The sequence below is a fragment of the Microbacterium pasadenense genome (assembly GCF_047246565.1).
Taxonomy (GTDB): Bacteria; Actinomycetota; Actinomycetes; order Actinomycetales; family Microbacteriaceae; genus Microbacterium.
Window position 1 is genome coordinate 24072 of record NZ_JBFOKN010000004.1, and the last position, 25909, is coordinate 49980.

Below are 25909 nucleotides of genomic sequence, written 5' to 3' on the forward strand. Positions count from 1 at the left end.
GCCGTGCGCCTGTCGACGCGGGTGTTCAGCGCATGGAGGCGCGGTAGCCGGCCCGCTGGGCCGCGCCCTCGGTGGCGAAGCACTCCTCGGGGTTCGTGACGCCGTAGTACTGCCCGCCGGGAACGTGGTAGATCCAGTCGCTCGTGTGGCGGGTCGTCTGGTTGCCCTTGATGGGGTGGCTTTTCGGGCAGCTGTTCGTGCTGATCGGCGCCGCCTTGCTCGACGGCTTCTTCGCAGCTGCCTTGACCTTGGCCGTGGCCTTGGACGTCTTCGAGACGGTGGTGTGACCCGACTTCTTGCCGGTGACCTTCACGGTGAGCGCCTTGCCCGTCACGCTGGATGCCACGGTGTACGTCGACTTGGTGGCTTTCGAGATCGCCTTGCCGTTCGCGTACCACCGGTAGCTGAACGACGTTCCGGACGTCCAGCTGCCCGCCTTGGCGGTCAGCTTCTTGCCGACCTGGGCGGTTCCCGTGATGGCGGGCGTCCCGGCGAGGGTGACCTTCGCCGTCGCCTTCGAGGTCTTCGAGACGGTCGCGTATCCCGCCTTCTTGCCGGTCACCTTGACGGTGAGGGGCTTCCCCGCGGCCCCCGAGGTCACCTTGTAGGCCGACTTCGTCGCCTTGGAGATGGCCTTGCCGTCGGCGTACCACTGGTACGAGAGCGACGCGCCCTTCGTCCAGGTTCCCGCCTTGACGGTGAGCGTGGCGCCCACGACGGCCGATCCGGAGACGGTCGGCGTGCCGGCGGTCGTGACCTTGGCGGTCGCCTTGGACGCCTTCGACAAGCTCTTGTACCCGGCCTTCTTGCCGGTGACCTTCACGCTCAGCGCCTTGCCGGCGACGGCTGATGTGGCCTTGTAGGCCGCGGCGGTCGCCTTGGAGATGGCCTTGCCGTCGGCGTACCATTGGTAGGCGAGGGAAGTGCCCTTCGTCCAGCTGCCGGGGTTCGCCTTGAGGGTGCTGCCGACGGCAGCGGTACCCGAGACGGTCGGGGTCGCGGCGGTGAGCGTTCCTGCCACCACGGCGGAGGTCTGGTAGCTCGCCTTGTACTGCCAGTGCGTGGAACTCGCCGTCCCGAACGGATCGATCGCCGCGTACACGACGACCGAGAGCGGCTCGCCGAGCTGGGCGGATGTCGGTGTGAACGACGGCGTCGTGGCAACGGGGCTCTCGTCGCCACCGACGTACCACTCGTAGTCCAGCTGAGCACCGGCGGGCCACACTCCGGGGTACGCCGTGAGCCTCGTCCCGACGGCCGGCTTGCCCTGAATGACGGGGTAGGACGCCTTCCCGCTGACGGACTCGAGATCCGCATCGATGCCGAGAAGGGACGCGCCCGCCGAGAGCTCGAGGCCCGTGGCGGCGGCGAAGGTGGTCGAGTCGTTCCACCATTCCTGCCAGTGGATCAGGTCGTCGTACCATCCGGCGGAATCGGTGAAGGCCAACCGGTACGTGCCGGCGGGCAGATCTGTGACCGAGTAGGTTCCGTCCTCGGCGATCGGCGCTCCGAACTCGTCGACGATCTGATCCGCCTTGACCTGGTAGGCCGTTACCCACCCGTCGCCGTCCTCGATGACGTCGGACGTGACCGTGCCGGAAATGGATCCCGTCACCTCCGCGGCGGTCGCAGCCTGCGGCAGCGCGAAGATCGTCCCGGCCAGCAGCGCTGACGCAGTGATCGTGGCAAGTGTGCGACGGCGCGCAGCAATCTCCATTGATTTCCCCCAGTGAGACGCGATCGGGATCGCGATGTTCTGCGACCCCCTCCCAGCGGGTGGCCACAGGTCATTGTCACACGACGGACGAGCCATCCGCGCTACGGATATCGCCGGCCGAGATCACGATCCGGCTACGCAACTCGTCTCTCCGAGGAGAAGGGCGCCGCGATCCACTCCGGCGTCAGAACGGTGGCGGATCCACCGCGGTGAACACGAGGGTGCGGGCGGGGATGTCGGGGACGGTGTGCCCGCTGGGGCTGGTCCATTCGAGGACGCCGGTGGGGTGTTGTCGGCCTTTCCATGCGGAGTGGTGTTTGAGGGTGTGATGTCTGCGGCAGAGGTGGGCGAGGTTGCAGATCTCGGTGGGGCCGTCGTGTCCGGCGGGGATGGTGTGGTCGATGTCGCACCGGTGTGCAGGTTGCCGGCAGCCGGGGAACCGGCAGTGCTCGTCCCGGACCGCGAGCAAGCGACGCTGCTCTGCGGTGGGCCGGTACCGGTCCACCGCGAGCACGCACCCGGTGACCGGATGGGTGAGCACCCGGTCCCACCCGGGGGCGTGGCCGGCCAGGTCGCGGGCGGTGTCCAGGTCGATCGGTCCGTGCCCGGCGAGTTCCGCAGGCTCGGTGGACGTGCCAAGGAGGGTCAGCACCGGCACGGTGATCTGCACGCGTGCGCGGATCGCATCGCCTCGCGGGAGGGAGTCCTCGGAGTCCTGGGGAGTGGCGTGCCCGGTGAGCAGCAGGTCTGCTGCGACGTCGAACCGGACCTCCCCCATCGACCGGGTATCTCGCGAGCACGGTTCGTTCAGTCCCTCGAGCGCATCACCGGGATCACCACCCGACCGTCCGTGCCGGGCGTCGATGACCTCGCGGGCGAGGAGGTCGAGGCGGGATTTGATCGCCGTGACCTGGACCATCGGCCCGCTGAACCCGAGCTCCCCCATCCCGTCGACCCCTTCCCGCAGCCACACGCCGCGGCGGGCCGCGGCGGCCCGGTGCCGGTCGGCGAGGGGGACCGGGTGGATCCGCTGCGCCAGCAGCCGCGCGATCGGCCGCAACCGGTTCGCGGACTCCCGTTCCGCGACCGGCAGCACCGCCCCCTCGAACTCCACCCGCGCGGCCGCATCGAGGATGTTGACCCCGGCCTCGGCGATCACCTGCGCATGCGACCGCTCGATCCGCCCCTCACCCAGCGCCGCGTGCGTCGCCGGGAACAGGTCGCACAGTGTGTGCGCGGCATCCATCCACGCCTGCACCGTCCGATCCGACACCCGCACCGCGACCGCGATCTGCGCCGCCGCCGACCGGACCGGAACGTCATACGGCGCATCCAGATCCCGCGACGGCGGACCCATCTGCTCCAACGCGACATCCATCGCCTCGGACAGCAGCGCCGCCTCCGCCGCCTGCAACCGGGCGATCTCCCGCCGCCGACCCGCGACCGCGTCGACGATCTCCGCGAGACGCCGAGCCCCCGAACCGGGCTCCGGAACCAGTGCTGTCATACCCCCATTCTGACGAGGGGGTCCGACATCCACCCCACACAACCCCAGATCAACGCCGATTCCTGTGGACAACCCGCCAGCAGGACGACCTGTGGAGAAGACGGCGCTCTCACGAGATTCGGCTACCCGACCGCACGCATCACCGACCGCACGCATCACCGACCCCGCGCATCACCCGAGGGCGAGCGCGATCCGTCCGCCGGACACGCTCTACAGCTTGGTGATCGGCGCGATCTTGATCAGCAGCTTCTTCGCCCCGGCACCGTCGAACCGGACGTGCGCGACTCGCTTGGCGCCTTCGCCGGTCACCATGTCGATCCGGCCCTCGCCGAAGTCGTCGTGGCGGATGCGGTCGCCCGGAGCCAGCTCCAGGTCGCCGTTGTCGCGCACCTTCGAGGGGATGCGGTTCGCGAACTTCTCGATCGATCCGGTCTTCTCACGGGGCGGCAGCGGCACGAGGTCGTCGCCGTACCGGTTCGATCCGCCGAAGCGCGACCCGCCGCCCGCGCCCGCGCGGCGCCCGTTGAGAGCACGGGACTGGGTGCCGCCGCGGGAGTTGACGTCTCCGGGCGACTGCCGCCAGTCGATCAGCTGGTGCGGGATCTCCTGCAGGAACCGGCTGGGCATCGCCGCCGTCACCTCGCCGAACTGCGCACGGGTCATCGCCAGCGACAGGAACAGGCGCTTCCGGGCGCGTGTGAGCGCGACGTAGAACAGCCGACGCTCCTCCTGCGGCCCGCCGGGTTCGCCCGCCGAGATGCGGTGCGGGATGAGATCCTCTTCGACGCCGGTGACGAACACGGCGTCGAACTCCAGCCCCTTGGCGGTGTGCATCGTCATGAGCGACACCGAACCCGATGCGTCGTCGAGATCGTCGGCATCCGACACGAGTGTCACCTCGGTGAGGAAGTCGAGCAGGGTGCCTTCGGGGTTGTTTCGCGCGAACTCGCGGGTGACCGCGACGAGCTCGTCGAGGTTCTCGACGCGCGCTTCGTCCTGCGGGTCCTTCGACATGCGCAGCGCGTCGGAGTATCCGGACTTGTTGAGGAGCAGGTTCAGCCCCTCGGTCACGGATGTCGACGGCGCCACCTCGCCGGAACTCGGCAGCATGATCTCGGATGCCTCGGCCAGAACGGCATCGAGGTGCGCGATCGCCTGCTGGATCTTCGGTCCGACGCCCAGCGCCGACGCGTTCGCCAGCGCATCGCGGAAGGTGATGCCCTCCTCCGCGGCGTACCGGGCGATCGCCGTCTCGGTGACGTCCCCGATCCCACGGCGGGGACGGTTCAGGATGCGGCGCACCGCCATCTCGTCCGCGGGATTCGCCACGGCGACGAGGTACGCGATCGCATCCTTGATCTCGGCGCGCTCGTAGAACTTGGTGCCGCCCATGATCTTGTACGGCAGGGCCGCTCGGATGAAGATCTCCTCGAGCGCGCGCGACTGCGAGTTGGTGCGGTAGAAGACGGCCACCTGGGAGTAGTCGACCCCGCTGCGGTGCAGCGACTCGATCTCGTCCGCGACGAACTGCGCTTCATCGTGCTGCGAGTAGCCGGTGAACCCGATGATCGGTTCTCCGTCGCCGACATCCGTCCACAGCTTCTTGTCCTTGCGGTCGAAGTTGTGCCCGATGACCGCGTTCGCGGCCGACAGGATGTTCTGCGTCGACCGGTAGTTCTGCTCGAGCAGCACGACCTTCGCGCCGGGGAAGTCGCGTTCGAACTCGCTGATGTTGCGGATGTCCGCGCCGCGGAACGCATAGATCGACTGGTCCGAGTCGCCGACGACGGTGAGCGAGGCACCCTCGATCTCGGGCGCCTCGTCCGGCTCGAAGATCATCATCCCGCCGCTCGAGAACGCATCGCCGGCCTTGCCGACGACGGGACGGGTCAGCTCGTGGATGAGCGCGTACTGCGCGTGGTTGGTGTCCTGGTACTCGTCGACCAGGACGTGCCGGAACCGTTTGCGGTAGACGTCCGCGACGTGCGGGAAGGCGCGGAACAGGTACACCGTCTGCGCGATCAGATCGTCGAAGTCGAACGCGTTCGCCTTCTGGAGAGCGCGCTGATAGTCGGCGAAGATGTCCACGAACACCCGCTCGGCGGGGTCGCTCATGTTCGCCTGCCGGGCGTAGGACTCCGCGTCGGCGAGTTCGTTCTTCAGCTTCGAGATGCGGCCCTGCACGGCGGCGGGGGTGAACCCGAAGGCGTCGCCCTCGTGCTGCTTGACGAGGCGTTTGATGAGCGCACGCGAGTCGCCCGAGTCGTAGATCGTGAAGCTCTTCGTGAATCCGAACTGGTCGGCTTCGCGGCGGAGGATGCGCACGCACGCGGAGTGGAACGTCGAGATCCACATGCCCTGCGCGCTGTCGCCGATCAGCTGACGAACGCGCTCCCGCATCTCGCCCGCGGCTTTGTTGGTGAACGTGATCGCGAGGATCTGGCTCGGCCATGCCTCGCGTGTCCGCAGCAGCGACGCGATGCGCCGGGTCAGCACGCTGGTCTTGCCCGAGCCGGCACCGGCGACGATGAGGAGGGCCGACCCGCGGGAGGTGACGGCGTCGCGCTGAGGCGCATTGAGCCCCCGAAGCAGGTCTTCGTCGGGGCGGCCGTCGGACTGCGAGGCGCCCAGGATGACGGGCGTGAGAGGGTCGGTCATGTCCCCCTCAGTCTACGTTCACCCGCTGACATCGTGCCGGGCCGGGCAATGCGTGAGGGCGGATGCCACAGTGGTCCGCCGCGAGTGGGATCCGGCCGGTCACTCGCCGAGCGCGTCATAGACGCGTCGCGAGATGTCGATGATCCGTCCGAGTGCGCCGACGATCCAGAGGCCCGGTCGATCGTGCGTGTCCGTCGCGTCGCGGGGCACGGGCAGTGTCCTCCCGTACGCCTCCACGGCCTGCCACGCGGCATCCGTCCGGCCCTTGATATCGCTGTCGCCGGGCGGTGTGGCGACGAGATCGGCCACGCGACGCAGCGCCTCCGCGAACGCGGCGAGATCGCCGTGGCGCTCGTCCAGCTCATTCTGCTGGGCGAGCACGTCGAGGAGGTCCCGCGCGAGGTAGGTCGTGCGTTCCAGACCCCACCAGCGCTGCGAGTTCTCATCCCGCACGCCGCCGAGGCCTCGCGCCCGCACGTTCGCGCGCTCCGACCGGGATGCCTCGTCGACGTCGTCGGCCACAGCGGTGGACATCTCCGCGAGGGCGGCCCCGTCCTCCCGCAGCGTGGTGGGCGACAGTTCGCCCGCCGCCACGGAATCGGCGGCCCGGTCGAGCGCCGTCGTCACGGCGGCGCGCAGCTCCGACAGTCGATCGCGGGCGCTCTGCAGGTACAGCGGCGGGACGAGCAGATAGTTCGCGATGACGCCGATCACCACACCGAACGCCATCGTGAGCAGGTACGACGACGAGAATCCGTCGGCGTCGCGCCCGCCCAGCAGCAGGACGAACAGTCCGGCCAGCGCGATCCAGTCCCGTCCGATGCCGAGCGCACGGATGCCGCCGAGCGTGACGCCCACGGCGACGACCACGGCCAGCGCGACGATGCCGGGCGCTCCCGCCCCGACGATCGCGAGCCCGCCGAACCCGACGGCGATGCCGCAGGCCAGTCCGATCAGGGCCTGCAGTCCCGCCCGTGCCGAGTCCGCCACCGTCGGGTACATGCTCACGAGGACGCCGAGCGGCGCGTAGTACGAGTACTCGGCGTCGGCGTACGGCACCCACGGAGCGAGGTACCACGCGACGGCGGCGGCGACCGCCGTCTTCAGCGCCAGGATCAGGCGGCGGGGAGAGAACACGTCGCGGCCGGTGCGGCGCGCGGCGAGCGCGACCTGCGCGGCCGTGCGCCGGGGGGCGTTTCGGGGCATTCCGTCACGTTATCGCTCGCGGCTGAGCCCCGCCCTTGCACCAAACACCGCCCCCGTCAACCGGGGGGAGGGCAGCCGCCACCGGGCGATAGCGTCGCGATGTCGCGAACCCGAGCGGCGCGCATGGAGGCAGGACCGTGACCGAACCGCACGACGAGCCGCAGACGGCCGCGCTGCTGGCCGGTCGCTACCAGCTGGGCGACTGCGTCGGCCAGGGTGGCATGGCCCGCGTCTTCCGCGCGGAGGACGTCATCCTCGGACGGACCGTCGCCGTCAAGATGATGCGGACGGATGCCGACGACCTCGCGATCGGTCCGCGCGCCCGCACCGAGATGGCGCTGCTCGCCTCGCTCAACCACCCCTCTCTCGTCACGCTCTTCGACGCGCACGTGGTCCCCGGTGAGCCGGAGTACCTCGTCATGGAGTTCGTCGAGGGGCCGTCGCTGTCGCAGGCGCTTCAGGACGGCGCGATGGCCGCCGCGGAAGTCTCCGCCATGGCGGTGGAGTTGGCTTCCGCGCTCCACGTCGTGCACAGCGCCGGCATCATCCACCGCGACATCAAGCCGTCGAACGTCCTCCTCGCGCCGAGCGCGGCGCCCGGTCGCCGCTACTGGGCGAAGCTGGCGGACTTCGGCGTCGCGTACCTCGCCGACGGCACGCGCCACACCTCGCCGGGAACCGTCATCGGCACCGCCGCGTACCTGGCGCCGGAGCAGGTCCGCGGCGGACCGGCCGGTCCGCCGGCCGACGTCTACGCCCTCGGTCTGCTGCTGCTCGAGGCGCTCAGCGGCCAGCGCGCGTTCCCCGAGGCATCCGGCATCGGCCAGGTGATGGCACGGCTGATCCAGACGCCCGACGTGCCGCAGTGGATCGGCCCGGAATGGTCGGCACTGCTGACCGCGATGATCGCGAGTGATCCGGCCGATCGCCCCGCCGCGCGCGAGGTGGCGGAACGCGCCGGTGGGCTCCCCGTCGACATCGTCCGCCCCGAGCCCGTCGGCGACGACGCTCCGGCGACCCCCGTGCGGATGGAGGCGGTCCACCCGGTCTCCCCCGCGGATGTCGCGACGCGGGCCCTCCCTCCCGTCCCGCCGCGACCCCGCCCGCCGGTGAGCCCGGTGGCGACGTCCCGCAGCGCGCCGCGGCGGCGGCTGTGGACCCGACCGTGGACCCTCGTGGGCTTCGCCGCAGCAGCAGCGGCGATCCTCGTGATCGCCGGCAACCTCTGGGCAGGGGGGCTTCCGGGGACCGGCGGCCCCGAGGTGGGCTCCACCGTCACCGAGCCGTCGCCGTCGTCGGGCGTCGAGCAGCAGATCGCCGACGAGGCGGAGGAGATCGAGCCGCTGCGGTCCGACGACACCGCAGACGACGCCACCGACGACACCACCGACGACCGCGATGCGGTCACCGTCGACACCTCGACGACGACCACCACGACGAAGCCGAGCCCGTCCAGCCCGTCGTCCGACGAGGCAGCCGAGGAGGCCGAGAAGGCCGCGACGGAGGCCGAGAAGGCAGCCGAGAAGGCCTCGAGGGATTCCGAGAAGGCGGCTGAGAAAGCCGCGAAGGATGCCGAGAAGGCCGCGAAGGACGCGGCGAAGGATGCCGAGAAAGCAGCCGCGGAGAAGGCTCGAGGCAACGGCAACGGCAACGGCGGCGGCAACGGCAACGGCAACGGCGGCGGGAACGGCAACGGCGGCGGGAACGGCAAGGGGAACTCCGGGCCCTGACGATCGGCAGCCGTCGACAGCGACGCGGCATGGAGTGTCATCCCGGGAAACAACCCGTGCGGACGTCGACGGCGCACGTTAGCGTGTGGTCATCGCGACGGTCCGGGTGGTTCCGGGCACCGGGTCATACCGGATGTGCAGCGGGTTCGACTCCCGCCGTCGCGTCGACTGTGCGCGATGACCGCCGGAAGAGGACCCGGTCGGAGCGACCGATCCCGGACGATGTCGTGGGACCGGAGTAGGGTGACGCCGGTGCGATACGCAATCGATGCGGCGACGCTGCTGCTCATCGCCTCGGGCGATGTCGTGGTCGCGACGGGCAACGCGCTCGTCGCGCCGAACCGGGTGCTTCCGGATCTCCTCGAGATCCTCCTCGCCGACGTCCGTTCCGGCGCGCGGGACGAGAAGGCCGCCCTCGCTCTCCACACCCGGGCCACCGAGACGAAGATCCGCCTCCTCGGCGACCGGGTCTCCCGACGCACGGCCTGGAACCTCGCACGCGAGCACGACTGGGCGGAACTCCGTGACGCGGAGTACCTCGCGGTCGCCACGCTGCAAGCCGACGCTTTGGCGGCCGCGGACCCTCGTCTCGTGCGGGTCGCCGCCGCGATCGTCGCGGTGGCACCGCCGGAGGCCCTGACCGCGAGCTGACCGCATCGAGCGATCCGCAGCAGTGCGGCTCCACGGGAGGGCTCCTAGGCTGACGACGTGAGCAGGGCGATCATCATGGGAAGCGCGTTCCTCCCGGGTCAGGTGATGGATCCGCTCGCTGTCGCGCTGCGCCGGCGCGGGTGGACCGCGGAATGGGCCGCTCCCACGTCGGCCGCGACGGCTCAGGCGGCTGCGGATACCTACGTCGCGGCCGCGCACCGAGCGCGTGCGACGGTCGCGATCGCCCATTCCAACGCCGGCAATTTCGTTCCCGCCGTCACGGCCGGGTCGACGGTGACGCAGGTCGTGTTCCTCGATGCGATCATCCCGCCACTGAGCGGCGGCACGTGGCCCGTCGTCCCCGCCGGCCTGCGCGAGATGCTCACCTCCTCCGCGCCGCACGGCCTGCTCCCGCCGTGGACGCAGTGGTGGCCGGAAGCGGATGTCGCCGCGCTGTTCCCGGATCTCGCGACCTTCCGGCGCGTGGACGCCGACGCGCCGCGCGTCCCGCTGTCCTACCTGTCCTCGAGTGCCACGGCGGCGAAAGACTGGTCAGTCGGTCTCGATCTCGCCTACGTGGCGTTCGGCGCGACCTACGCGGACGCGATCCGCGTCGCCGCGGACGCCCGCTGGCCCGTGCGGATCCTCCAGCTGGGACACCTCGGCATGCTGCAGGAGCCCACGACCGTCGCGGATGCGATCCTGTCCCTCCAGCCGACCGCCCGGTGAGGGGTCAGTCCAGTTCTCTCAGCGCGTCCCGCGCTCGGGCGAGCCGATCCGCCTCGGGTTCCTCCCACCAGTACGGCCCGCGCTCCCCCAGCCCGTGCTTGGCGAGCCCGACCCGACGGCGGGCATCCTGCAGCGCCTCGTCGTCGCCCGCCCGCTTGGCCGCGCGGACCGCCGAGCGACCGCGGCCGAGGTGGGAGGTCAGCGCCGCGACCACGTCCTCCGGCAGCGACGGGTCGGTCCGCCGCCAGCGCCGACCGTCGATGACGAGCCAGCGCTCGGCGTCGGCATCCTCGTCGGTCATCGCCCCAGTATGCGCGGTCCGGTACGGATGCCGCGGCTCGAGCGACCCATCGCCTCGGACCGTCGCCTCATCGGCCGGGGCGGCGTAGCCTCTCGGGTGGAGGTCATCATGCGTTCTTCGCGGTTCTCCGGCGCGGCATCCGTTCTGCTGGCCGCCCTCACCCTGACGGCCTGCGCGAACGGAGCGATCATGCCCTCCCCCTCCTCGTCCTCCAGCGGCTCGGCCCGCCCGCCGTTCCAGACGACGACTCCCGGCCCGCTCGGTCCGACCGGGTCGCCGACGGTTCCCGACGCGACGTGGGCGGCCATCGACGCGGACCTCGCCGCCCGGGGCATCACCGGCACGCCCGACCTCGTCTCGGCCGAGGCCGTCACCTTCACGGACGGCTCGCTGGGCTGCCCAAAGCCCGGCCGGTCGTACACCCAGGCGCTCGTCGACGGCATGAGGATCGTCGTCCGCGTCGACGGCGTCACGTACGACTACCGGGTGGGCGGCGGTGACCCGCGCCTCTGCGAACGGTGACGGCGACCGCGTCCGGCGGAACGACAGAGGGGGCGATGCGCGATGCGCACCGCCCCCTCTCCTGGGGGGATTACTTGACGGCCACGAGCAGCGCCTCGTCGGCGCCCGACTCGTTGTCGGTGACGACGATCATGCTGCCGAGCGGCTTCTGAGCGGCGAACGCCGACGCGTCCGTGTGAACGGTCGTCTTCACGCTCTTGCCCTTCGGCACCGTCACATACTGGCCGTTCTCGATCGCGGGGTCAGCCGGATCGTAGGTCGCCGTGCCGGCGAACTCGTCCGTGCCGTCGCCGGTCAGGCTGAACGACTGCAAGCTGTAGTCGAAGGCATCGGTGATGCCCATGTCGGACAGGTACACCGGCAGCAGGATGGTGCTGCTGTCGGTCGGCGCCTGCGAGAGGAAGCCGGTCGAGAACAGCTCGCCGGTGGCCACCTCCTGCACGAACACCTCGCTGATGCCGTCGATGCTGCCCGCACGGACGAGGCCCGAGTCCACCGCGATGACGACCCAGTCCGGCTCGCCGTCGCGGTCGGTGTCGATCACCACGTCGAACTCGTTGCTCGCGGCGTTCGACCACCGCGAGTGCGTGTTGACCGCGAAGACCGCCAGTTCGCCGTCCTCGGTCCCGAAGGACTGCACCCCGGCCGCGCGGAGGTCGATACCGGTGTCCGCCGAACGGGAAACGTCCTTCTTGTCGGACAGCCCCCACGTGTAGACATCGGCGTCAGCGCTGATCGCGCCCTTCTTGTTCGAGAGGGTGAGCGTGCGGTCGGCGTCGGACACCTTGCCGCGCGTGCCGAGCGAGCCTCTGACGTCGACGTCGCTGTTCGAGCGGGGCACCAGCAGGTAGGGAACGCGCAGCGTCGAGCCCGACGAGGTGAACACGACGTCACCCGAGATCTCGAAGAACGCGAACGGGTCGTCCGGGTTCAGCGAGCTCGGGATCGACGATGCCGCTGCCGACACCGAGACACGGACCTTGGCAGTCCTGCCGGGGCGGACCGTCACCTTCTTCGAGCTCACCGACACCTTCGCGTCCAGTGACTGCGAGGACGGCGCCGAGCCGACGGTGTAGGTCACGGTCTTGCTGCCGTTGTTGTGGACGGTCACCGTCTTCGTCCCGCCGACGCTCCGCGTGGACTCGTCGAAGCCGAAGCTCAGCGCGGCCTCACGAAGCCAGCCGGCCTCGGTCTTGAAGCGGTCGCCCGTCGCCGTCGCGGTCGTCGCGACCGCCTGGGCGATGTCGACGAGGCCCACGCCGCCGAGGGTCGGGTTGATGCCGGCGACCTTCTCGGGGTCGGCTGTGGACACGATCGCGGAGGAGACCTCGGCGGCGTCCCAGTCCGGGTGGGACTGGACCGTCAGGGCGGCGACGCCCGCGACGTGCGGGGCGGCCATCGAGGTGCCCGACATGATGGCGGGCGACGAACCGGTTCCGACGGCGGCGGATGCGATCGAGACACCCGGCGCCGCGACGTCGGGGCTGATCGAGCTGTCACCGCTGCGGGGACCGGACGACGTGAAGGATGCGTACCCGCGGAAGCCGGGGTTGTCGATCTGCTGACCGACCAGCGTGGCGGTCTCCCCGTCGACGAACGCGGCGCCGGCCGAGGCGCGCACGCCCAGGAACGGGATCGTCACCTCGAAGGGTGTGCCGTCGTCGGGGTTGCTGAAGATCGGCCCTTCGTAGGGCGGCAGCGTCTCGTCGGTGTTCACCATGACGACCGCCGCAGCGCCCGCCTGCTGGCCGAAGATCGGCTTCGCGGCGCGAGCACACGTTCCGCGCAGCACGACGGCGAGCTGGTCGCCGCCCGGGACGATGCCGACGCGGGTGTAGTCGGATGCCGCACATCCCAGCGCCTCGTTGGCCGGGGTGGCCGGGTCGTCCGTCAGCCGCACGACGGTGAGCTCGCCCAGGCCGTCGACCGAGGCGCCGTTGGCGACGATCGCCTCGACGGTCTGATCGCCGACGGTGACGGCGGCTCCGGGGAAGCTCTCGGTGCTGTCGACGGCCGAGACGGCGATGACGCCGTCACCGGTCCCGGGCGAACCGGTGAGGTAGGGGTTGTGGCCGGAGTTGCCGGCCGAGGCGACGACGACGACGCCGGCGCCGACGGCGTTGGCGGAGGCGATCGAGTCGGGGCTGTCGCCGGTGCCGAACGACGAGCCGAGCGACATGTTGATGACGTCCATGCCGTTGTCGACGGCCCAGTCGATGGCCGGGACGACGACGTCGGTGGAGCCTTCGCAGCCGAAGACGCGGACGGCGTAGAGGTCGGACTCGGGTGCGACACCCGGACCGACGCGGAAGTCGACCGACGGTGTCGTCGAGTCGTACGGGCCGGCGAAGGTCGTGCCGTCGGCGGTGACGCCCGATCCGCCGGCCGTGCCGGCGACGTGGGAGCCGTGACCGCCGCAGTCGAGCGGGTTCGTGTCGGGCCGCGGGATGAGGGCGTCGCCCTCACCGTCGGCGTCGTACTCGTCGCCGACGAGGTCGATGCCGCCCTTGACGCGCGGAGCATCGGGACCGAACAGCGCCGGATCGGCGGGCTGGTCCGAGACGGCGGCGGCAGCCTCGTACGCCTCGACGGTGCCGGGACCGCCGAAGTCGGCGTGCGTGTAGTCGATGCCGGTGTCGAGGATGGCGACCTTGACACCCTCACCGGTGTAGCCGGTGTCCTCCCACACGGCCGGGGCGCCGAGGTAGGGAACGGACACGGAGTTGTCCAGCTCGTGCACGACAGCGGCGTGCACGGCGACGACGCCGGGCAGCGTGGAGACGTCCTCGACCTCGCCGGCCGGCAGCGTCGCCTGGATGCCGTTGTACGCGGACTGCATCTGCGCGCGGATCTTGCCGCCCTTGCCCGTGATGTCGCCGCGGATCGCGTCCTGCTTCTTCTTCAGATCCTTCTTCACCGACGAGCGCTCGCTCTTCGTGAGGTCGCGGCCCTTCTCCGCCTCGACCACGGCGACGGGGTCGCCTTCCATCTCGACGATCACGGTGACCTTGCGGTCCGGGTCGATCGCGGCGGCGACGAGGGAGCTGTCGATGCGGCCGCTTGAGGGTGCCTCGGCGAACCGTGACGGCGACGGTGCGTCGCCGGTCGCGGCGACGGCCGCGGTGGTGGGCAGCGAGAGGGCGAGGACGCCCGCGACTGCCAGTATGCGTCGGTGCAAGGGAAACGCCTTTCCTTATGGGAGGGGAGCTCGGCAGGCGGCGATGACTCACGTGTGCGAGGGCGACGCGACGTCGAGACTGATTGGAGGCTATGCATCCCCTCCCAATCCCCCAAGCATCGATCGTGCAGATGAGAACATCCTCACCTGCACGATCGACCCGGGAGCGGCGGCGGCGGCCGCCGGCTCAGGCGATGCGGGTGCCCGGCGGAAGCTTCCGCGCCGGGGTCCGCGTCCGCGCGCCGGCCCACCAGAGCAGCAGCCCGGCAGCCGCGAGCTGCACGCCGAGACCGACGAACCAGCTCGGGACCGTGGCGGCGATGACCTCCTCGCTCGTCCGGGTGTCGTCTGCGTACGGCGCGCACTCGCTCCAGCTGCTCTCGAGCTCGGGCGGGATCTGCGCCCAGCGGACGGCGGTCTTCGCGTATCCGAAGAGATCGACCGGGTGCCCGGTGCGGTCGAATCCGACCGGGGTGGCGTCCGCGAGGATCACGAACGGGTTCGCCGCCAGCATCCACCAGACCGCGTCGAAACGGGGGACCCGGCTGACGCTCGTCTCCCACTCGCCGCAGACCATCTCCTCGGGGTCGTCCCAGCAGTCCTCGGAGCCGTCCGTGCACACGGGCGCCCCCGTCGTCGGGTCGTACTCCGCGGACTGATAGCGGTAGGTCTGCTCCGACGTGATGCTCGACCCCAGCAGCCCGAACCCGATGAGCGTGCCGATCGCGAGAGCGGCCACCACGAGGTAGGTCGCCGCGACGGAGAAGAGCGGACGCGCGAGGATCCCGCTCAGCGCGGTGCCGAACGCGGCGATGACGCCGGTCTCGACGACCAGGATGATCGCGGAGACCAGGACGGTCAGCACGTTCACCCCGCCGCCGAGCGATGCGATGAGGAGGAAGGGCACGGCGACCGCCGCGAACGCGAGACCCGTGATCCAGGCGGCGAGGAACTTGCCGAGGATGATCTCGGCGGTCGTGGCCTGTGTGACCTGGACGGGCGCGAGGGTCGCGGCATCCCGATCGCCGTTGATCGTGTTGCCGCTCAGCGTCGGTGACACGAGCACGATGAGGAGCAGCGTGATGAAGACGACGGTCGAGTAGACGCCCGCCCCGGTGTCCTCGATGTAGCCGAAGGCGAAGAAGGAGAGCATCGTCGCGCCGATCAGGAGCAGCGCGAAGACGCCGAGCAGCACGTACCAGGACACGGTCCGGATGCGCTGGGTCAGATCCAGGGTGGCGATCGTCCACAGTCGCGAGAAGTTCATCGCGCACCTCCTTCGAGGTCGAGGAAGGTGTGTTCGAGCAGGCCCGTCGACGCGGAGAACTCCGCCACCGGCAGACCGGCACCCACCAGGACGGCGAGCCCGTGCGCCGCGTCGGCGTCCGACGCGAACGCGATGAGAAGGTCGCGACGGTCGATCGGGATCATCGCGACGTCAAGGCCGAGCGCCTGCGCGACCGGCAGCGCGGCGGCGGTCGCGTCGCGATCGGCCAGGCGGATGCGCCACGTCCGCTCCCGTCCCGCGGCGGCGGCGATGCGCTCGGCGCTGACGGTCTCGCCCTGCATGAGGAAGATCGCGTCGTCGGCGACCTCGTCGAGCTCGGACAGGATATGGCTGGAGACGAGGATGGTGCGGCCTTCGGCGGCGAGCCGCCGCAGCAGCACGCGCAGGTCGATGCGCGCCTGCGGGTCGAGGCCCGACGCCGGTTCGTCCAGGAGCAGGACGCGGGGGTCGTGCACCAGCGCACGGGCGAGCCCGAGACGCTGCTTCTGCCCCCGCGACAGCACGCGGGCCGGCGCATCGGCGAGATCGGTCAGTCCGACGGTGCCCAGCAGCTCAGCGGCGCGCGCCGCCGCGGCGGGCTTGTCGAGGCCGGAGAGCCGCCCGGTGACGGCGATCGTCTCGCGGGCGGTGAGGGACGGCCAGGCGCCGAGACTGTCCGGCATCCACCCCAGCAGCCGGCGCGCTGCGCCGGGTTCGGCGACCGGGTCCACGCCGCCGATGCGGATGGTCCCGGCGTCCGGTGCGAGCAGCGAGGCGAGCATCAGCAGAAGGGTGGTCTTGCCGGACCCGTTGGGGCCGACAAGACCGGTGACGGCGCCCTCGGGGGCCTGGAACGTGACGTCGCGGACGGCCTGGACGTTTCCGAAGGAACGCCGCACCCCGTCCGCGACGATGCCGGGGGTTGTCATACCGCTCACCCTAGGGGGCGACGGCGGTTCCCCCCGGGAGGCGGCGGCTGCGCTGGAGATTGGCGAGGCCCGCTCCCAGCAGCAGCACGGCGGCGATGACCGGTGCCCACAGCGCCGTGCCCGCACCGGCGGACTCGCCGAGCATCCCGACGAGCATGGCGGCGAGCGCCTGTCCGACGACGACCGACGACCCGAGGATGGTCATGACGGTGGACTCGCGGCCACGCGGGGAACGGGCGGCGGCGAGGGCGTACACCGTGGCGAGGGTCGGGCCGATGCCGCAGCCGGCGAGCGCGAGGGCGAAGCCCATCGACATCGCGCCGGTCGCCGAGGTCGCCCAGACCGCGCCTACGACGAGCACCGCCGTGAAGGCGACCCAGCGCCAGGCGAGCGGGAAGCGCCGGGGCAGCAGCCCCACACCCAGCGCGAGGACGGCCGACCCGATCCCCATGACGCCGTACAGGATGCCGGTCTGCTCCGGGAACCCGCCCTCCGCCGTGAAGGCGGTGAGCGAGGTCAGCATGGCGCCGAAGAAGAGGCCCGTCGCGAACGTGCCGGCGGCCGCCAGCAGGATGCCGGGGCGGAGCACCGCGCGAGCGGGCTCGCGCCGGCGCACGGCGTCGGCGTGGACGGGCGTGCGGGCGGTGGGGTGCAGGGCGAAGGCCGCGACGAACAGGATCGTGAGGGCCGCCGCGGCGACGACCGGCGCCGCCGGGTCGAGGGCGATCGCGACGACCCCGACGAGGACCGGACCGAACACGAAGACGATCTCGTCGACGGCCGACTCGTACCCCATCGTCGACTCCTGCAGGCGCCCGCGGTCGGGGACATGCATGCGGTCGATCGCGGCGACGAGCCGGGCACGCGACAGCGGCGACACCTGCGGCGCCGTCGCCCCGGCGAGCACCGAGACGAGCAGCAGCACGCTGTCGGGGGTGTCGCCGTAGGCGACGGCGACGAGCGCGAGCAGGACGGCGCTCTGCACCGCGGCGGCGATGAGCAGGACCGGCCGCTGCCCGTACCGGTCGGCGGCGGCGCCGATGAGCGGCCCGGTCGCGATCGTGCCGAGGCCCACCATCGCGGACGTCAGGCCACCGACGGCGAGCGAGCCGCGGGCGTCGACGACCATCGTGAGGACGCCGACCACGATCATCGCGTAGGGGAGCCGTGCGATCAGGGCGATCGCGAAGTACCAGAACCCGACCGTCCCGGCGAGTTCGCGTATCGGGCGCGCCGCGGTCGTCGTGGTGGCTGTCATGGGGGACCTCCGTGCAGAGGGGGCTGCGTGCCGCCTTGACTCTCCACGGGATCAGGTAGTTACACGGGGCGCGCCGCGGATCCGGGCGCACCAGGAAGAGATCGTACCGCGCCTACCTGCGGAAGAACTCGACGCCGAGGTCGGGCTGGTCGACGAAGACGCCGTCGACGCCGGCATCCGCGATCATCTGCCACTCCCCCTCCCAGTCGCCGTGCGCGGCCTTGTCACGGCCACGGCGGAAGGGCCGGGCGAGGAAGGCGTTCTCGGGACGGCACGTCCAGGCGTAGACGGCGAGGCCCCGCTCATGCGCCCGGGCGACGACGGCAGAAGGGGCGTGGACGCGGCCGCCCCGCTCGTTCAGCACGATCCGCTTGTCGAGGCTGATCCCGTCGACCTGCGCGGCGAGCCGGTCCAGGCCGGCATCCGTCAGCTGCGACGCGTACGTGGGCGCCTTCCTCCCCAGGGATGCGACCAGGTCGAACGGGCGGCCGGTGGATTCGAGCAGGTACACGTACCGGCCGCGGATGCCGCGGGACCGGAGGTCCGCCAGCACCGACTGCTCGAACGACTCGACGGTGAGCGGGAGCTGCCCGGCATCCCAGCCCGCCCTCGCGAGCTCCGCCGCCAGCAGGGCGGCGACGTCGTAGCCGATGCCCGCGAAGTACGTGGCGTGCTTGATCTCGAGCACCACCCCGATCTCGCGCCCCTGGTCGAGCCCCGCCCGGCGCACCAGGTCGAGGACCTCCGCCAGCCGGAGGATCGGCTGGGTGCCGTCGAAGGAGGCGCTGCGCGGCCGTAGCTGCGGGAGTCGCTCACGCGCGCGAAGCGTCGACAGCTCGTCCCAGGTGAAGTCCTCGGTGAACCATCCGGTGAGGTCCGCCCCGTCGATCGACTTCGTCGTCCGCCGGTCGGCGAACTCCGGATGGTCGGCGACGTCGGTGGTGCCGCTGATCTCGTTCTCGTGACGGACCACGGCGACCGCATCCTGCGTGAACACCACGTCCGGCTCGACGGCGTCGACGCCCAGTTCGGCGGCCAGCTCGTACGACGACCGGGTGTGCTCCGGGCGGTAGCCGGGGGCGCCGCGATGGCCGATGACGAGAGGGCGGCGTCGGGGCATGTGTCCCAGGCTAACGAGCGCCCGCCGGACACCTCATGGTGCTCTCACAGGGCAGGGCCCTTCCCGCGGAATCACGGTCCGATACGCTGGTTTGCACAGCACAGTGCTGTGAGTCGACTTTGGAGACACATCATGGCAGCCTCCGGCAACTTCGCTTTCAACAATCCGGCCTTCCAGGAGCAGCAGCGCCCCGGCCTGACCCCGCCCGCTCAGCGCACCGCCGCCTCGTCCGCATCGCACCAGACCGCCGACGTCGCGGCGAACGCACAGCTCGAGGGCATGTACGCCGCCCCGACGGCCGGCGCCACGCAGACCGGCCGCATGACCGTCGAGGACACGGTCGTCAAGACGCTCTCGCTGTTCGCGATCCTCCTCGTGACGGCCGTCGTCGGCTGGGTGTGGACCCTGTCGCCGGTGACGAACGAGAACCCCGTCCCCACGATGATGCCGTGGATCATCGGCGCGCTCGGCGGCTTCGTCCTCGCGATGGTCATCACCTTCACGTCGCGCAAGAAGGTCCGGCCCGCCCTGATCTTCGCATACGCCGGTTTCGAGGGCCTGTTCGTCGGCGGCCTCTCCGCCTTCTTCGAGTTCATCTGGCCGGGCATCGTCATGCAGGCGACGCTCGCCACCCTCGCCGTCGTGGGCACCACGCTCGCGCTGTTCGCGAGCGGCAAGATCCGCGCGTCCGCCAAGGCGACGAAGATCTTCATGATCGCGATGGTCGGCTACCTCGTGTTCTCGCTGCTGAACGTCGTGCTCATGTGGACGAACGTGCTCCCGCAGGACATGATGTTCGGTCTGCACAGCGCGAAGATCGGCCCCTTCCCGCTGGGCCTTGTCATCGGCATCCTCGTCGTCATCATGGCGGCGTACTCGCTCGTCCTCGACTTCGACCAGATCCAGCAGGGTGTGCGGAACGGCGCGCCGCGCCGGTTCGGCTGGGTCGGCGCCTTCGGCATCATGGTCACGGTCGTCTGGCTGTACGTCGAGATCCTGCGCATGATCGCCATCCTGCGCGGCAGCGACTGATCGCCCACGCTCTTCGAAGGCCGTCCGGTTCGCCGGGCGGCCTTCGTCGTTCCGGGACCCGCACCGCGGGGCGCGCCGCGCGCCAGCGGGACGCACACCGTGGAGCGCGCAGTGCGCTCGAGGCCTGCGGGTCAGGCGCCCCGGGGCGTGCGGGCCAGCGGCACCCGCAGCGTGGCGCGGGTGCCGGCGGGCTCGTTGGCCGCGAGGACGATGGTGCCGCCGTTCGCCGCGGCGAGGGCGCTCACGAGCGGGAGTCCGAGCCCGGCCCCGGGGACCGCCGCTCGGTGCGCGTGCGGTGCCCGGTAGAAGCGCTCGAAGGCACGCGTCCGCTCGGTCGGCGTCATCCCGATGCCGATGTCGACGACGTCGACCACGGCGCTGTCCGCCTCGGCTCGGAACGCGACGCGCACGTCGCCGCCTCCGTCGGGGGTGAACCGCAGGGCGTTGCGCACCAGCTCAGAGACGATCGCGTCGAGGTCCCGCGGCCCGATGCGGGCGGTGAGGACCTCGTCGCCGTCGACGGTGACACGGATGCCGCGGCCCGCACTCTCGTCGGTCAGCTCGGCCACCGCCCGACGCACGACCTCGGCGACCCGCGCCGTGCCGCCCTGCGTCTGGACGTCGGCCTGGCCGGCAGCGATGAGCCGCTCCACGAGGCCCAGCAGCCTCTCGCCGGCCCGCTCGACCGCCTCCCAGCGCGCCCGGTCGACGGGGTCGCCCATCAGCGCGAGGTCGGCCTGGCCGAGGATCACCGTCAGGGGCGTGCGGAACTCGTGCCCGACGGTCCCGAGGAAGCGGTCGCGGACCTCGACGGCGTGCACGAGCTCGGTGATGTCCTGACCGATGGCGAGGAGACCGAACTCCTCGTCGCCGCGGGCGACGGGACGCATCGTGACGCGCAGGGTCCGCTGGTCGTCGGGGGGCCCGGTGTGCAGCAGGTGCGGGGCCGCGAGCTCGCCGCGCCGCACCCGCTGGACGAGCTCCGGCCCGGTCTCGAACGCGGTGACCCCGTCCGCCTCGCGCACGCGCGGGCTCACGCGAGGATCGTTCAGCGTGGCGACACCCGCGTTCGCCATCAACGCGCGCGCCCCTTCGTTGAGGAGGAGCGGCGTCCCCCGGGGGTCGAACAGCGCGACGGCGTCGTCGATGGTGTCGGTGAGCGTCTGCAGCACGGCGCCGTCCCTCCCCGACACCCGGAGCAGCTCGTCGAGCTCCTCGGCCGCGGTGCGGGCGCGGCCGCGCAGGCTGCGGAGGTCGCTCGCGATGATGCGGATGGTCATGGCGTAGAGCGCCATCGTGATGGGCAGGGCGACGAACTGGAGCCAGTCGCCCGGACTGTCGAACTGGGCGCCCTGCCGGAAGACGCTCGGCAGCGGGACGAGAGCGGTGAGAACCACGCCGATCACGATCGGGATGCGGGGGAAGGCGAACGCGAGCCAGCCGATGGGGAAGATGACGATGATCCCGACCGTCGGCAGGACGGCGCTCGCCGCATCCCGCATCGGCACGACGGCCAGGATGTCGGCGAGCGGCACGATCGCGATCCACCTGGTGCTCATCATCGGCTGAGCGCGCCACACGACGTACATCACGACGGCGCCCGCGACGATGGCGACGACGCCGAGGACGAACAGCGGCGTCACGCGGTCCGGCGCGATGAGCCCGACGGCCACCAGCATGACGAGCGAGCAGAACGCCATGAGCACCTGCGCATAGTGCTGCGTCCTCGGTCGCTCGAGCACACGTCTCCCTCGGCTGTCGGCTGCGGGACGGCCGTGTCCCCTGTTTCACTCTCACCCGGCCCCGCCGCCGGTGTCAAGCCGACGCGGCGGGATGCGCGCCATGGCCGCCGGACGACGGATGCCGCGACCCCCATCGGGTCGCGGCATGCGTTCGGCGCGGGAGCGTCACTCCCCCGCAGGGCTCTGGACGAGCGGGAGCGTCACTCCCACTCGATGGTCCCCGGCGGCTTGCTCGTCACGTCGAGGACGACGCGGTTGACGTCGCGGACCTCGTTGGTGATCCGGTTCGAGATGCGCGCGAGGACGTCGTACGGCAGCCGCGTCCAGTCGGCGGTCATCGCGTCCTCGCTCGAGACGGGCCGCAGCACGATCGGGTGACCGTAGGTGCGACCGTCGCCCTGGACGCCGACCGACCGGACGTCTGCGAGCAGCACGACCGGGCACTGCCAGATCTCCGCGTCGAGGCCGGCCTTCGTCAGCTCGGCGCGGGCGATGGCGTCGGCGTCACGCAGGATCTCGAGACGGTCAGCGGTGACCTCACCCACGATGCGGATGCCGAGGCCGGGCCCCGGAAACGGCTGCCGGCCGACGATCGCCTCCGGCAGCCCCAGCTCGCGGCCGATCGCGCGGACCTCGTCCTTGAACAGGGTCCGCAGGGGCTCGACGAGCTCGAACTGCAGGTCCTCGGGGAGGCCGCCCACGTTGTGATGGCTCTTGATGTTCGCGGTGCCCGCTCCGCCGCCGGACTCGACGACGTCCGGGTAGAGCGTCCCCTGCACGAGGAACCCGATCGGGTCGCCCTCGGCCGCCGCCTCGGCGATCAGGTCCTGCTGCACCTTCTCGAACGCGCGGATGAACTCGCGGCCGATGATCTTGCGCTTCTGCTCCGGGTCGCTGACGCCGGCGAGGGCGTTCAGGAACGTCTCGCGCGCGTCGACGGTGATGAGACGGACGCCGGTGGAGGCCACGTAGTCGTTCTCGACCTGCTCGCGCTCGCCCTTGCGGAGGAGGCCGTGGTCGATGAACACGGCGGTCAGCTGGTCGCCGACGGCCTTGTGCACGAGCGCCGTCGAGACGGCCGAATCGACGCCGCCCGACAGCGCCGAGATCACGCGGCCGGTGCCCACCTGCGCTCGGATCTTCGTGACCTGCTCGGCGATGACGTTGTCGCTGTTCCAGTCGGCGGGCAGGCCCGCCGCCTTGTGCAGGAAGTTCTCGAGGACGCGCTGGCCGTGGTCGGAGTGCTTGACCTCGGGATGCCACTGCACGCCGTACAGCTTGCGGGCGTCGTCGGCGAACGCGGCGACCGGCGTGGCCGCCGTGCGCGCGAGCACCTCGAAGCCGTCGGGAGCGGTCGCGACCTGGTCGCCGTGGCTCATCCACACGTTCTGCTCGACCGGCTGGCCGTCGAGCAGGACGCTGTCGGTGATGATCGAGGCATCCGTCGCGCCGTACTCGCGGAGGCCCGTGTTCGCCACCTCGCCGCCGAGCGTCTTCGCCATGTACTGGAAGCCGTAGCAGATGCCGAGCGTCGGCACGCCGAGGTCGAAGACGGCCCCGTCCAGCTGGGGTGCGCCGTCCTCGTACACCGACGACGGCCCGCCGGAGAGGATGATGCCGACCGGGTTCTTCTCGGCGATTTCCGCGGCGGTGGCGGTGTGCGGGACCAGCTCGCTGTACACGCCCGCCTCACGGACGCGGCGGGCGATCAGCTGCGCGTACTGGGCGCCGAAGTCGACGACCAGGACGGGGCGCTGGGAGGTTTCGGTCTGCTCTGTCACCGGGTCTCCAGAGGGGTTTCGTGGGGGACGGATGCCGCGGCCTCACGCGTGGCGAGGTACGCCCGCACCTCGCGGGCGACGCGCAGCTCCATGAAGAACGACAGCAGCGGCACGACGCCGCCGAGGGCCAGGACGATGAAGCGGGGGAAGCCCCAGCGCATGAGGCTCCACAGCCGGAAGCACGCGAACAGGTACACGACGTAGAACCATCCGTGCACGATCAGGATCGCGAGCGAGATGTTGACGCCGTCGCCGGTCGACACGATCTCGCACTGGTCGGAACCGGGCAGGAACAGCGAGAACCACTGGCAGTCGGGACCGGGGATCGCCGTGGCGAACCACAGGAGACCGCCGGACCCGCCGGCGAAGAGCTCGGTGTGCAGCGGCGTGTACTTGAGGATCATCTCGGCGAGCAGCAGCAGGAGGCCGACACCGGTGATGATCGACGCGATCTGGTAGAACCGCAGGGCGCCACGGATCGCCGGGAAAGAGGCGAGTTTGGGCTGGACAGGCATGGCTTCCAGTCTACGTCTGCGGCGAGGGGCGTTCCGCGCCGTCGCGGGGTGACGGGTCGGCGTCCGGGGCCAGCAGGTCCTCGTCGTCGCCGGCGAGCTCTTCGACCTCCTTCTCCCAGGCGTCGCGGGCGAGTCGGTACCACATGTAGAAGGCGAAGCCCGCGAACACGGCCCACTCGATGGCGTAGAAGATATTGAGCCAGTTCACCGAGGAGAGCTCGCTCGGCGCGGGTGAGTGGATCTCGCCGAGGCCGCCGAACGGCTCGTTCGAGGTCAGGTACGGCCGGTACACGTCGAGGCCCTCGACGTCGCTCCACTGCGACAGCAGCGCCGGCGACGACATCCGCGGGACGTCGAACGGGTCCGCGCCGCTCGGCGGCGCCTGCGCGCCCTCGTCGGAGATGAGACGACCGGTGAGGGTGACGTCCTGCGGTGGCGCCTCATCGAGGGCGGATGCCGCGGCATCCGCCTCGGCGCGACTCGGCGTGAAGCCGACGGCCACCGCGAGGGACGTCGGTCCCGTCGTGCGGTCGGTGTCGGGGTCGACGCGGAACTGACCGGCGACCCAGAAGCCCGCCTCGCCGTCGTCGAATCGGGAGGTGATGACCGTGAAGTCGCCCCGGACGAACGAGCCCGACACCTCGACCTGCTGGCCGACGAGCGGCTCGGCGAGGTACTCCCCCGGCTCCGTCACCTCACCGAGGGGACGGACCTGCTCGGTCGCCCCCGCGGGGGGCGGATCGGTGTCGATCGCGTTGCCGAGCTGCCACTGGCCGAGCCAGGCGAAGACGCCGGCGACGATCAGCGCGACGGCGAGCATCCCGATCCAGAACGGTCGGAGCAGGACCTCCCGCAGCGTCGGCGGGAAGACGTCGGGGACGTCGTCGACGGGGAGGGCGTCCGTCATCAGTGAGCGGCGTACGGCGCGAGGACGACCTCGACCCGCTGGAATTCCTTGAGGTCGGAGTAGCCGGTCGTGGCCATCGACTTGCGGAGCGCGCCGATGAGGTTGGCCGTGCCGTCGGCGACGGGCGCGGGCCCGTAGAGGATCTCCTCGAGCGGGGAGACCTGCCCCACCTGCACGCGCCTGCCGCGCGGCAGCTTGGCGTGGTGCGCCTCGGCACCCCAGTGGTACCCCTGGCCGGGGGCGTCGGTGGCTCGCGCCAGCGCGACGCCGAGCATGACGGCATCCGCGCCCATGGCGATCGCCTTGACGATGTCACCGGACGTGCCCACGCCGCCGTCGGCGATGACGTGGACGTAACGACCGCCGGACTCGTCGAGGTAGTCGCGGCGCGCGCCGGCGACGTCGGCGACCGCCGTGGCCATGGGAGCGTGCAGCCCGAGGGTGGCGCGGGTGGTGGATGCCGCGCCGCCGCCGAAGCCGACGAGCACGCCGGCGGCTCCGGTGCGCATCAGGTGCAGCGCGGCCGTGTAGGTCGCGGCGCCGCCGACGATGACCGGCACATCGAGGTCGTAGATGAACTTCTTGAGGTTCAGCGGCTCGTCGACGCTCGAGACGTGCTCGGCCGAGACGGTCGTGCCGCGGATGACGAAGAGGTCGACGCCGGCGGCGACGACGGTCTCGTAGAGCTCCTGCGTCCGCTGCGGTGTGAGCGCGCCGGCGACGGTGACGCCGGCGGCGCGGATCTCGGCGAGGCGGTCGCGGACCAGCTCGGGCTTGATCGGCGCGGCGTACAGCTCCTGCATGCGGCGGGTGGCGCCGTCGGCGGGGAGCGCCGCGATCTCGTCGAGGAGCGGCTCGGGGTCGTCGTAGCGGGTCCACAGGCCCTCGAGATCGAGGACGCCGAGCCCGCCGAGCTGGCCGAGCATGATGGCGGTGCGCGGGCTCATGACGGAGTCCATCGGCGCGCCGAGCACCGGGATGCCGAAGCTGTACGCGTCGATCGACCAGGAGGTCGAGACATCCTCGGGGTTGCGGGTGCGGCGCGAGGGCACCACCGCGATGTCGTCGAACGAGTACGCGCGGCGAGCGCGCTTGGCGCGGCCGAGCTCGATTTCCATGCTCACCCTCCCAGCCTACCGGGAGGGGCCGACGGCCCGCG

General features: G+C 71.1%; 20 protein-coding genes. 5 read left to right on the forward strand and 15 right to left on the reverse strand.

What is annotated here, in order from left to right; genetic code table 11:
• Positions 1-25: 25 nt before the first annotated feature.
• The 4 genes from AB3M83_RS12380 to AB3M83_RS12395 all read right to left on the reverse strand — a co-directional run bounded on the left by AB3M83_RS12380 (position 26) and on the right by AB3M83_RS12395 (position 7088).
• Positions 26-1717 carry a sunset domain-containing protein gene (locus AB3M83_RS12380; protein WP_412948587.1) on the reverse strand — a complete coding sequence of 564 codons (1692 nt, stop codon included), beginning with the start codon at positions 1715-1717 and terminating at the stop codon, positions 26-28.
• A 184-nt stretch (positions 1718-1901) separates the two neighbouring features.
• The gene (locus tag AB3M83_RS12385) at positions 1902-3224 is read right to left on the reverse strand and encodes an HNH endonuclease signature motif containing protein (RefSeq protein ID WP_412948589.1); all 1323 of its coding nucleotides are present in this window, start codon (positions 3222-3224) and stop codon (positions 1902-1904) included.
• A gap of 210 nt (positions 3225-3434) precedes the next feature.
• Positions 3435-5882: an ATP-dependent helicase gene (locus AB3M83_RS12390; protein WP_412948592.1), complete on the reverse strand. Its 2448-nt coding sequence runs from the start codon at positions 5880-5882 to the stop codon at positions 3435-3437.
• Positions 5883-5981: 99 nt separating this feature from the next.
• A complete protein-coding gene (locus AB3M83_RS12395) occupies positions 5982-7088 on the reverse strand; it encodes an FUSC family protein (RefSeq protein ID WP_412948594.1) in 1107 nt (368 codons plus the stop codon).
• 137 nt (positions 7089-7225) lie between these two features.
• On the opposite strand from AB3M83_RS12395, the gene AB3M83_RS12400 reads away from it, so the two are divergent.
• The 3 genes from AB3M83_RS12400 to AB3M83_RS12410 all read left to right on the forward strand — a co-directional run bounded on the left by AB3M83_RS12400 (position 7226) and on the right by AB3M83_RS12410 (position 10198).
• On the forward strand, positions 7226-8818 hold the full coding sequence (locus AB3M83_RS12400) for a serine/threonine-protein kinase (protein WP_412948597.1): 1593 nt from the start codon (positions 7226-7228) through the stop codon (positions 8816-8818).
• Positions 8819-9070: 252 nt separating this feature from the next.
• Positions 9071-9469, forward strand: coding sequence for a hypothetical protein (locus AB3M83_RS12405; RefSeq protein ID WP_412948599.1), 399 nt, complete (start codon positions 9071-9073; stop codon positions 9467-9469).
• Positions 9470-9526: 57 nt separating this feature from the next.
• The gene (locus AB3M83_RS12410) at positions 9527-10198 is read left to right on the forward strand and encodes a hypothetical protein (RefSeq protein WP_412948601.1); all 672 of its coding nucleotides are present in this window, start codon (positions 9527-9529) and stop codon (positions 10196-10198) included.
• Between the two features lie 4 nt (positions 10199-10202).
• Here the strand turns inward: AB3M83_RS12410 and AB3M83_RS12415 are convergent, their stop codons facing one another.
• Positions 10203-10499 (reverse strand): biopolymer transporter Tol, encoded by a 297-nt coding sequence (locus AB3M83_RS12415; protein ID WP_412948603.1) that lies wholly within the window; start codon positions 10497-10499, stop codon positions 10203-10205.
• Positions 10500-10607: 108 nt separating this feature from the next.
• Here AB3M83_RS12415 and AB3M83_RS12420 point away from each other — a divergent pair, with 108 nt between their 5' ends.
• Positions 10608-11021, forward strand: a complete 414-nt coding sequence (locus AB3M83_RS12420) for a DUF8738 domain-containing protein (RefSeq protein ID WP_412948605.1) — start codon at positions 10608-10610, stop codon at positions 11019-11021.
• A 70-nt stretch (positions 11022-11091) separates the two neighbouring features.
• Here AB3M83_RS12420 and AB3M83_RS12425 read toward each other — a convergent pair whose 3' ends face one another.
• The 5 genes from AB3M83_RS12425 to AB3M83_RS12445 all read right to left on the reverse strand — a co-directional run bounded on the left by AB3M83_RS12425 (position 11092) and on the right by AB3M83_RS12445 (position 18773).
• Entirely contained in the window at positions 11092-14199 is a 3108-nt protein-coding gene (locus AB3M83_RS12425; protein ID WP_412948607.1) for a S8 family serine peptidase, read from the reverse strand.
• A 187-nt stretch (positions 14200-14386) separates the two neighbouring features.
• The gene (locus tag AB3M83_RS12430; protein WP_412948609.1) at positions 14387-15466 is read right to left on the reverse strand and encodes an ABC transporter permease; all 1080 of its coding nucleotides are present in this window, start codon (positions 15464-15466) and stop codon (positions 14387-14389) included.
• Positions 15463-16395, reverse strand: coding sequence for an ABC transporter ATP-binding protein (locus AB3M83_RS12435; RefSeq protein ID WP_412948611.1), 933 nt, complete (start codon positions 16393-16395; stop codon positions 15463-15465). The genes AB3M83_RS12430 and AB3M83_RS12435 overlap by 4 nt, the downstream gene beginning before the upstream one ends.
• 10 nt (positions 16396-16405) lie before the next feature.
• A complete protein-coding gene (locus AB3M83_RS12440; protein ID WP_412948614.1) occupies positions 16406-17653 on the reverse strand; it encodes an MFS transporter in 1248 nt (415 codons plus the stop codon).
• A gap of 112 nt (positions 17654-17765) precedes the next feature.
• Entirely contained in the window at positions 17766-18773 is a 1008-nt protein-coding gene (locus tag AB3M83_RS12445) for a glycerophosphodiester phosphodiesterase family protein (protein WP_412948616.1), read from the reverse strand.
• 132 nt (positions 18774-18905) lie between these two features.
• Here AB3M83_RS12445 and AB3M83_RS12450 point away from each other — a divergent pair, with 132 nt between their 5' ends.
• Positions 18906-19805, forward strand: a complete 900-nt coding sequence (locus AB3M83_RS12450) for a Bax inhibitor-1/YccA family protein (RefSeq protein ID WP_412948619.1) — start codon at positions 18906-18908, stop codon at positions 19803-19805.
• A 131-nt stretch (positions 19806-19936) separates the two neighbouring features.
• On the opposite strand, the gene AB3M83_RS12455 is transcribed toward AB3M83_RS12450, so the two are convergent.
• The 5 genes from AB3M83_RS12455 to AB3M83_RS12475 all read right to left on the reverse strand — a co-directional run bounded on the left by AB3M83_RS12455 (position 19937) and on the right by AB3M83_RS12475 (position 25868).
• Positions 19937-21547: a sensor histidine kinase gene (locus AB3M83_RS12455; protein WP_412948621.1), complete on the reverse strand. Its 1611-nt coding sequence runs from the start codon at positions 21545-21547 to the stop codon at positions 19937-19939.
• A 200-nt stretch (positions 21548-21747) separates the two neighbouring features.
• Complete coding sequence (gene guaA, locus AB3M83_RS12460) at positions 21748-23328, reverse strand: glutamine-hydrolyzing GMP synthase (RefSeq protein ID WP_412948623.1); 1581 nt, start codon at positions 23326-23328, stop codon at positions 21748-21750.
• Positions 23325-23843 (reverse strand): DUF3817 domain-containing protein, encoded by a 519-nt coding sequence (locus AB3M83_RS12465; RefSeq protein WP_412948625.1) that lies wholly within the window; start codon positions 23841-23843, stop codon positions 23325-23327. Before AB3M83_RS12465 ends, guaA begins: the two co-directional genes overlap by 4 nt.
• Positions 23844-23853: 10 nt before the next feature.
• Positions 23854-24750, reverse strand: a complete 897-nt coding sequence (locus AB3M83_RS12470) for an SURF1 family protein (RefSeq protein WP_412948628.1) — start codon at positions 24748-24750, stop codon at positions 23854-23856.
• Positions 24750-25868 (reverse strand): GuaB3 family IMP dehydrogenase-related protein, encoded by a 1119-nt coding sequence (locus AB3M83_RS12475; RefSeq protein WP_412948778.1) that lies wholly within the window; start codon positions 25866-25868, stop codon positions 24750-24752. The genes AB3M83_RS12470 and AB3M83_RS12475 overlap by 1 nt, the downstream gene beginning before the upstream one ends.
• Positions 25869-25909: the final 41 nt, after the last annotated feature.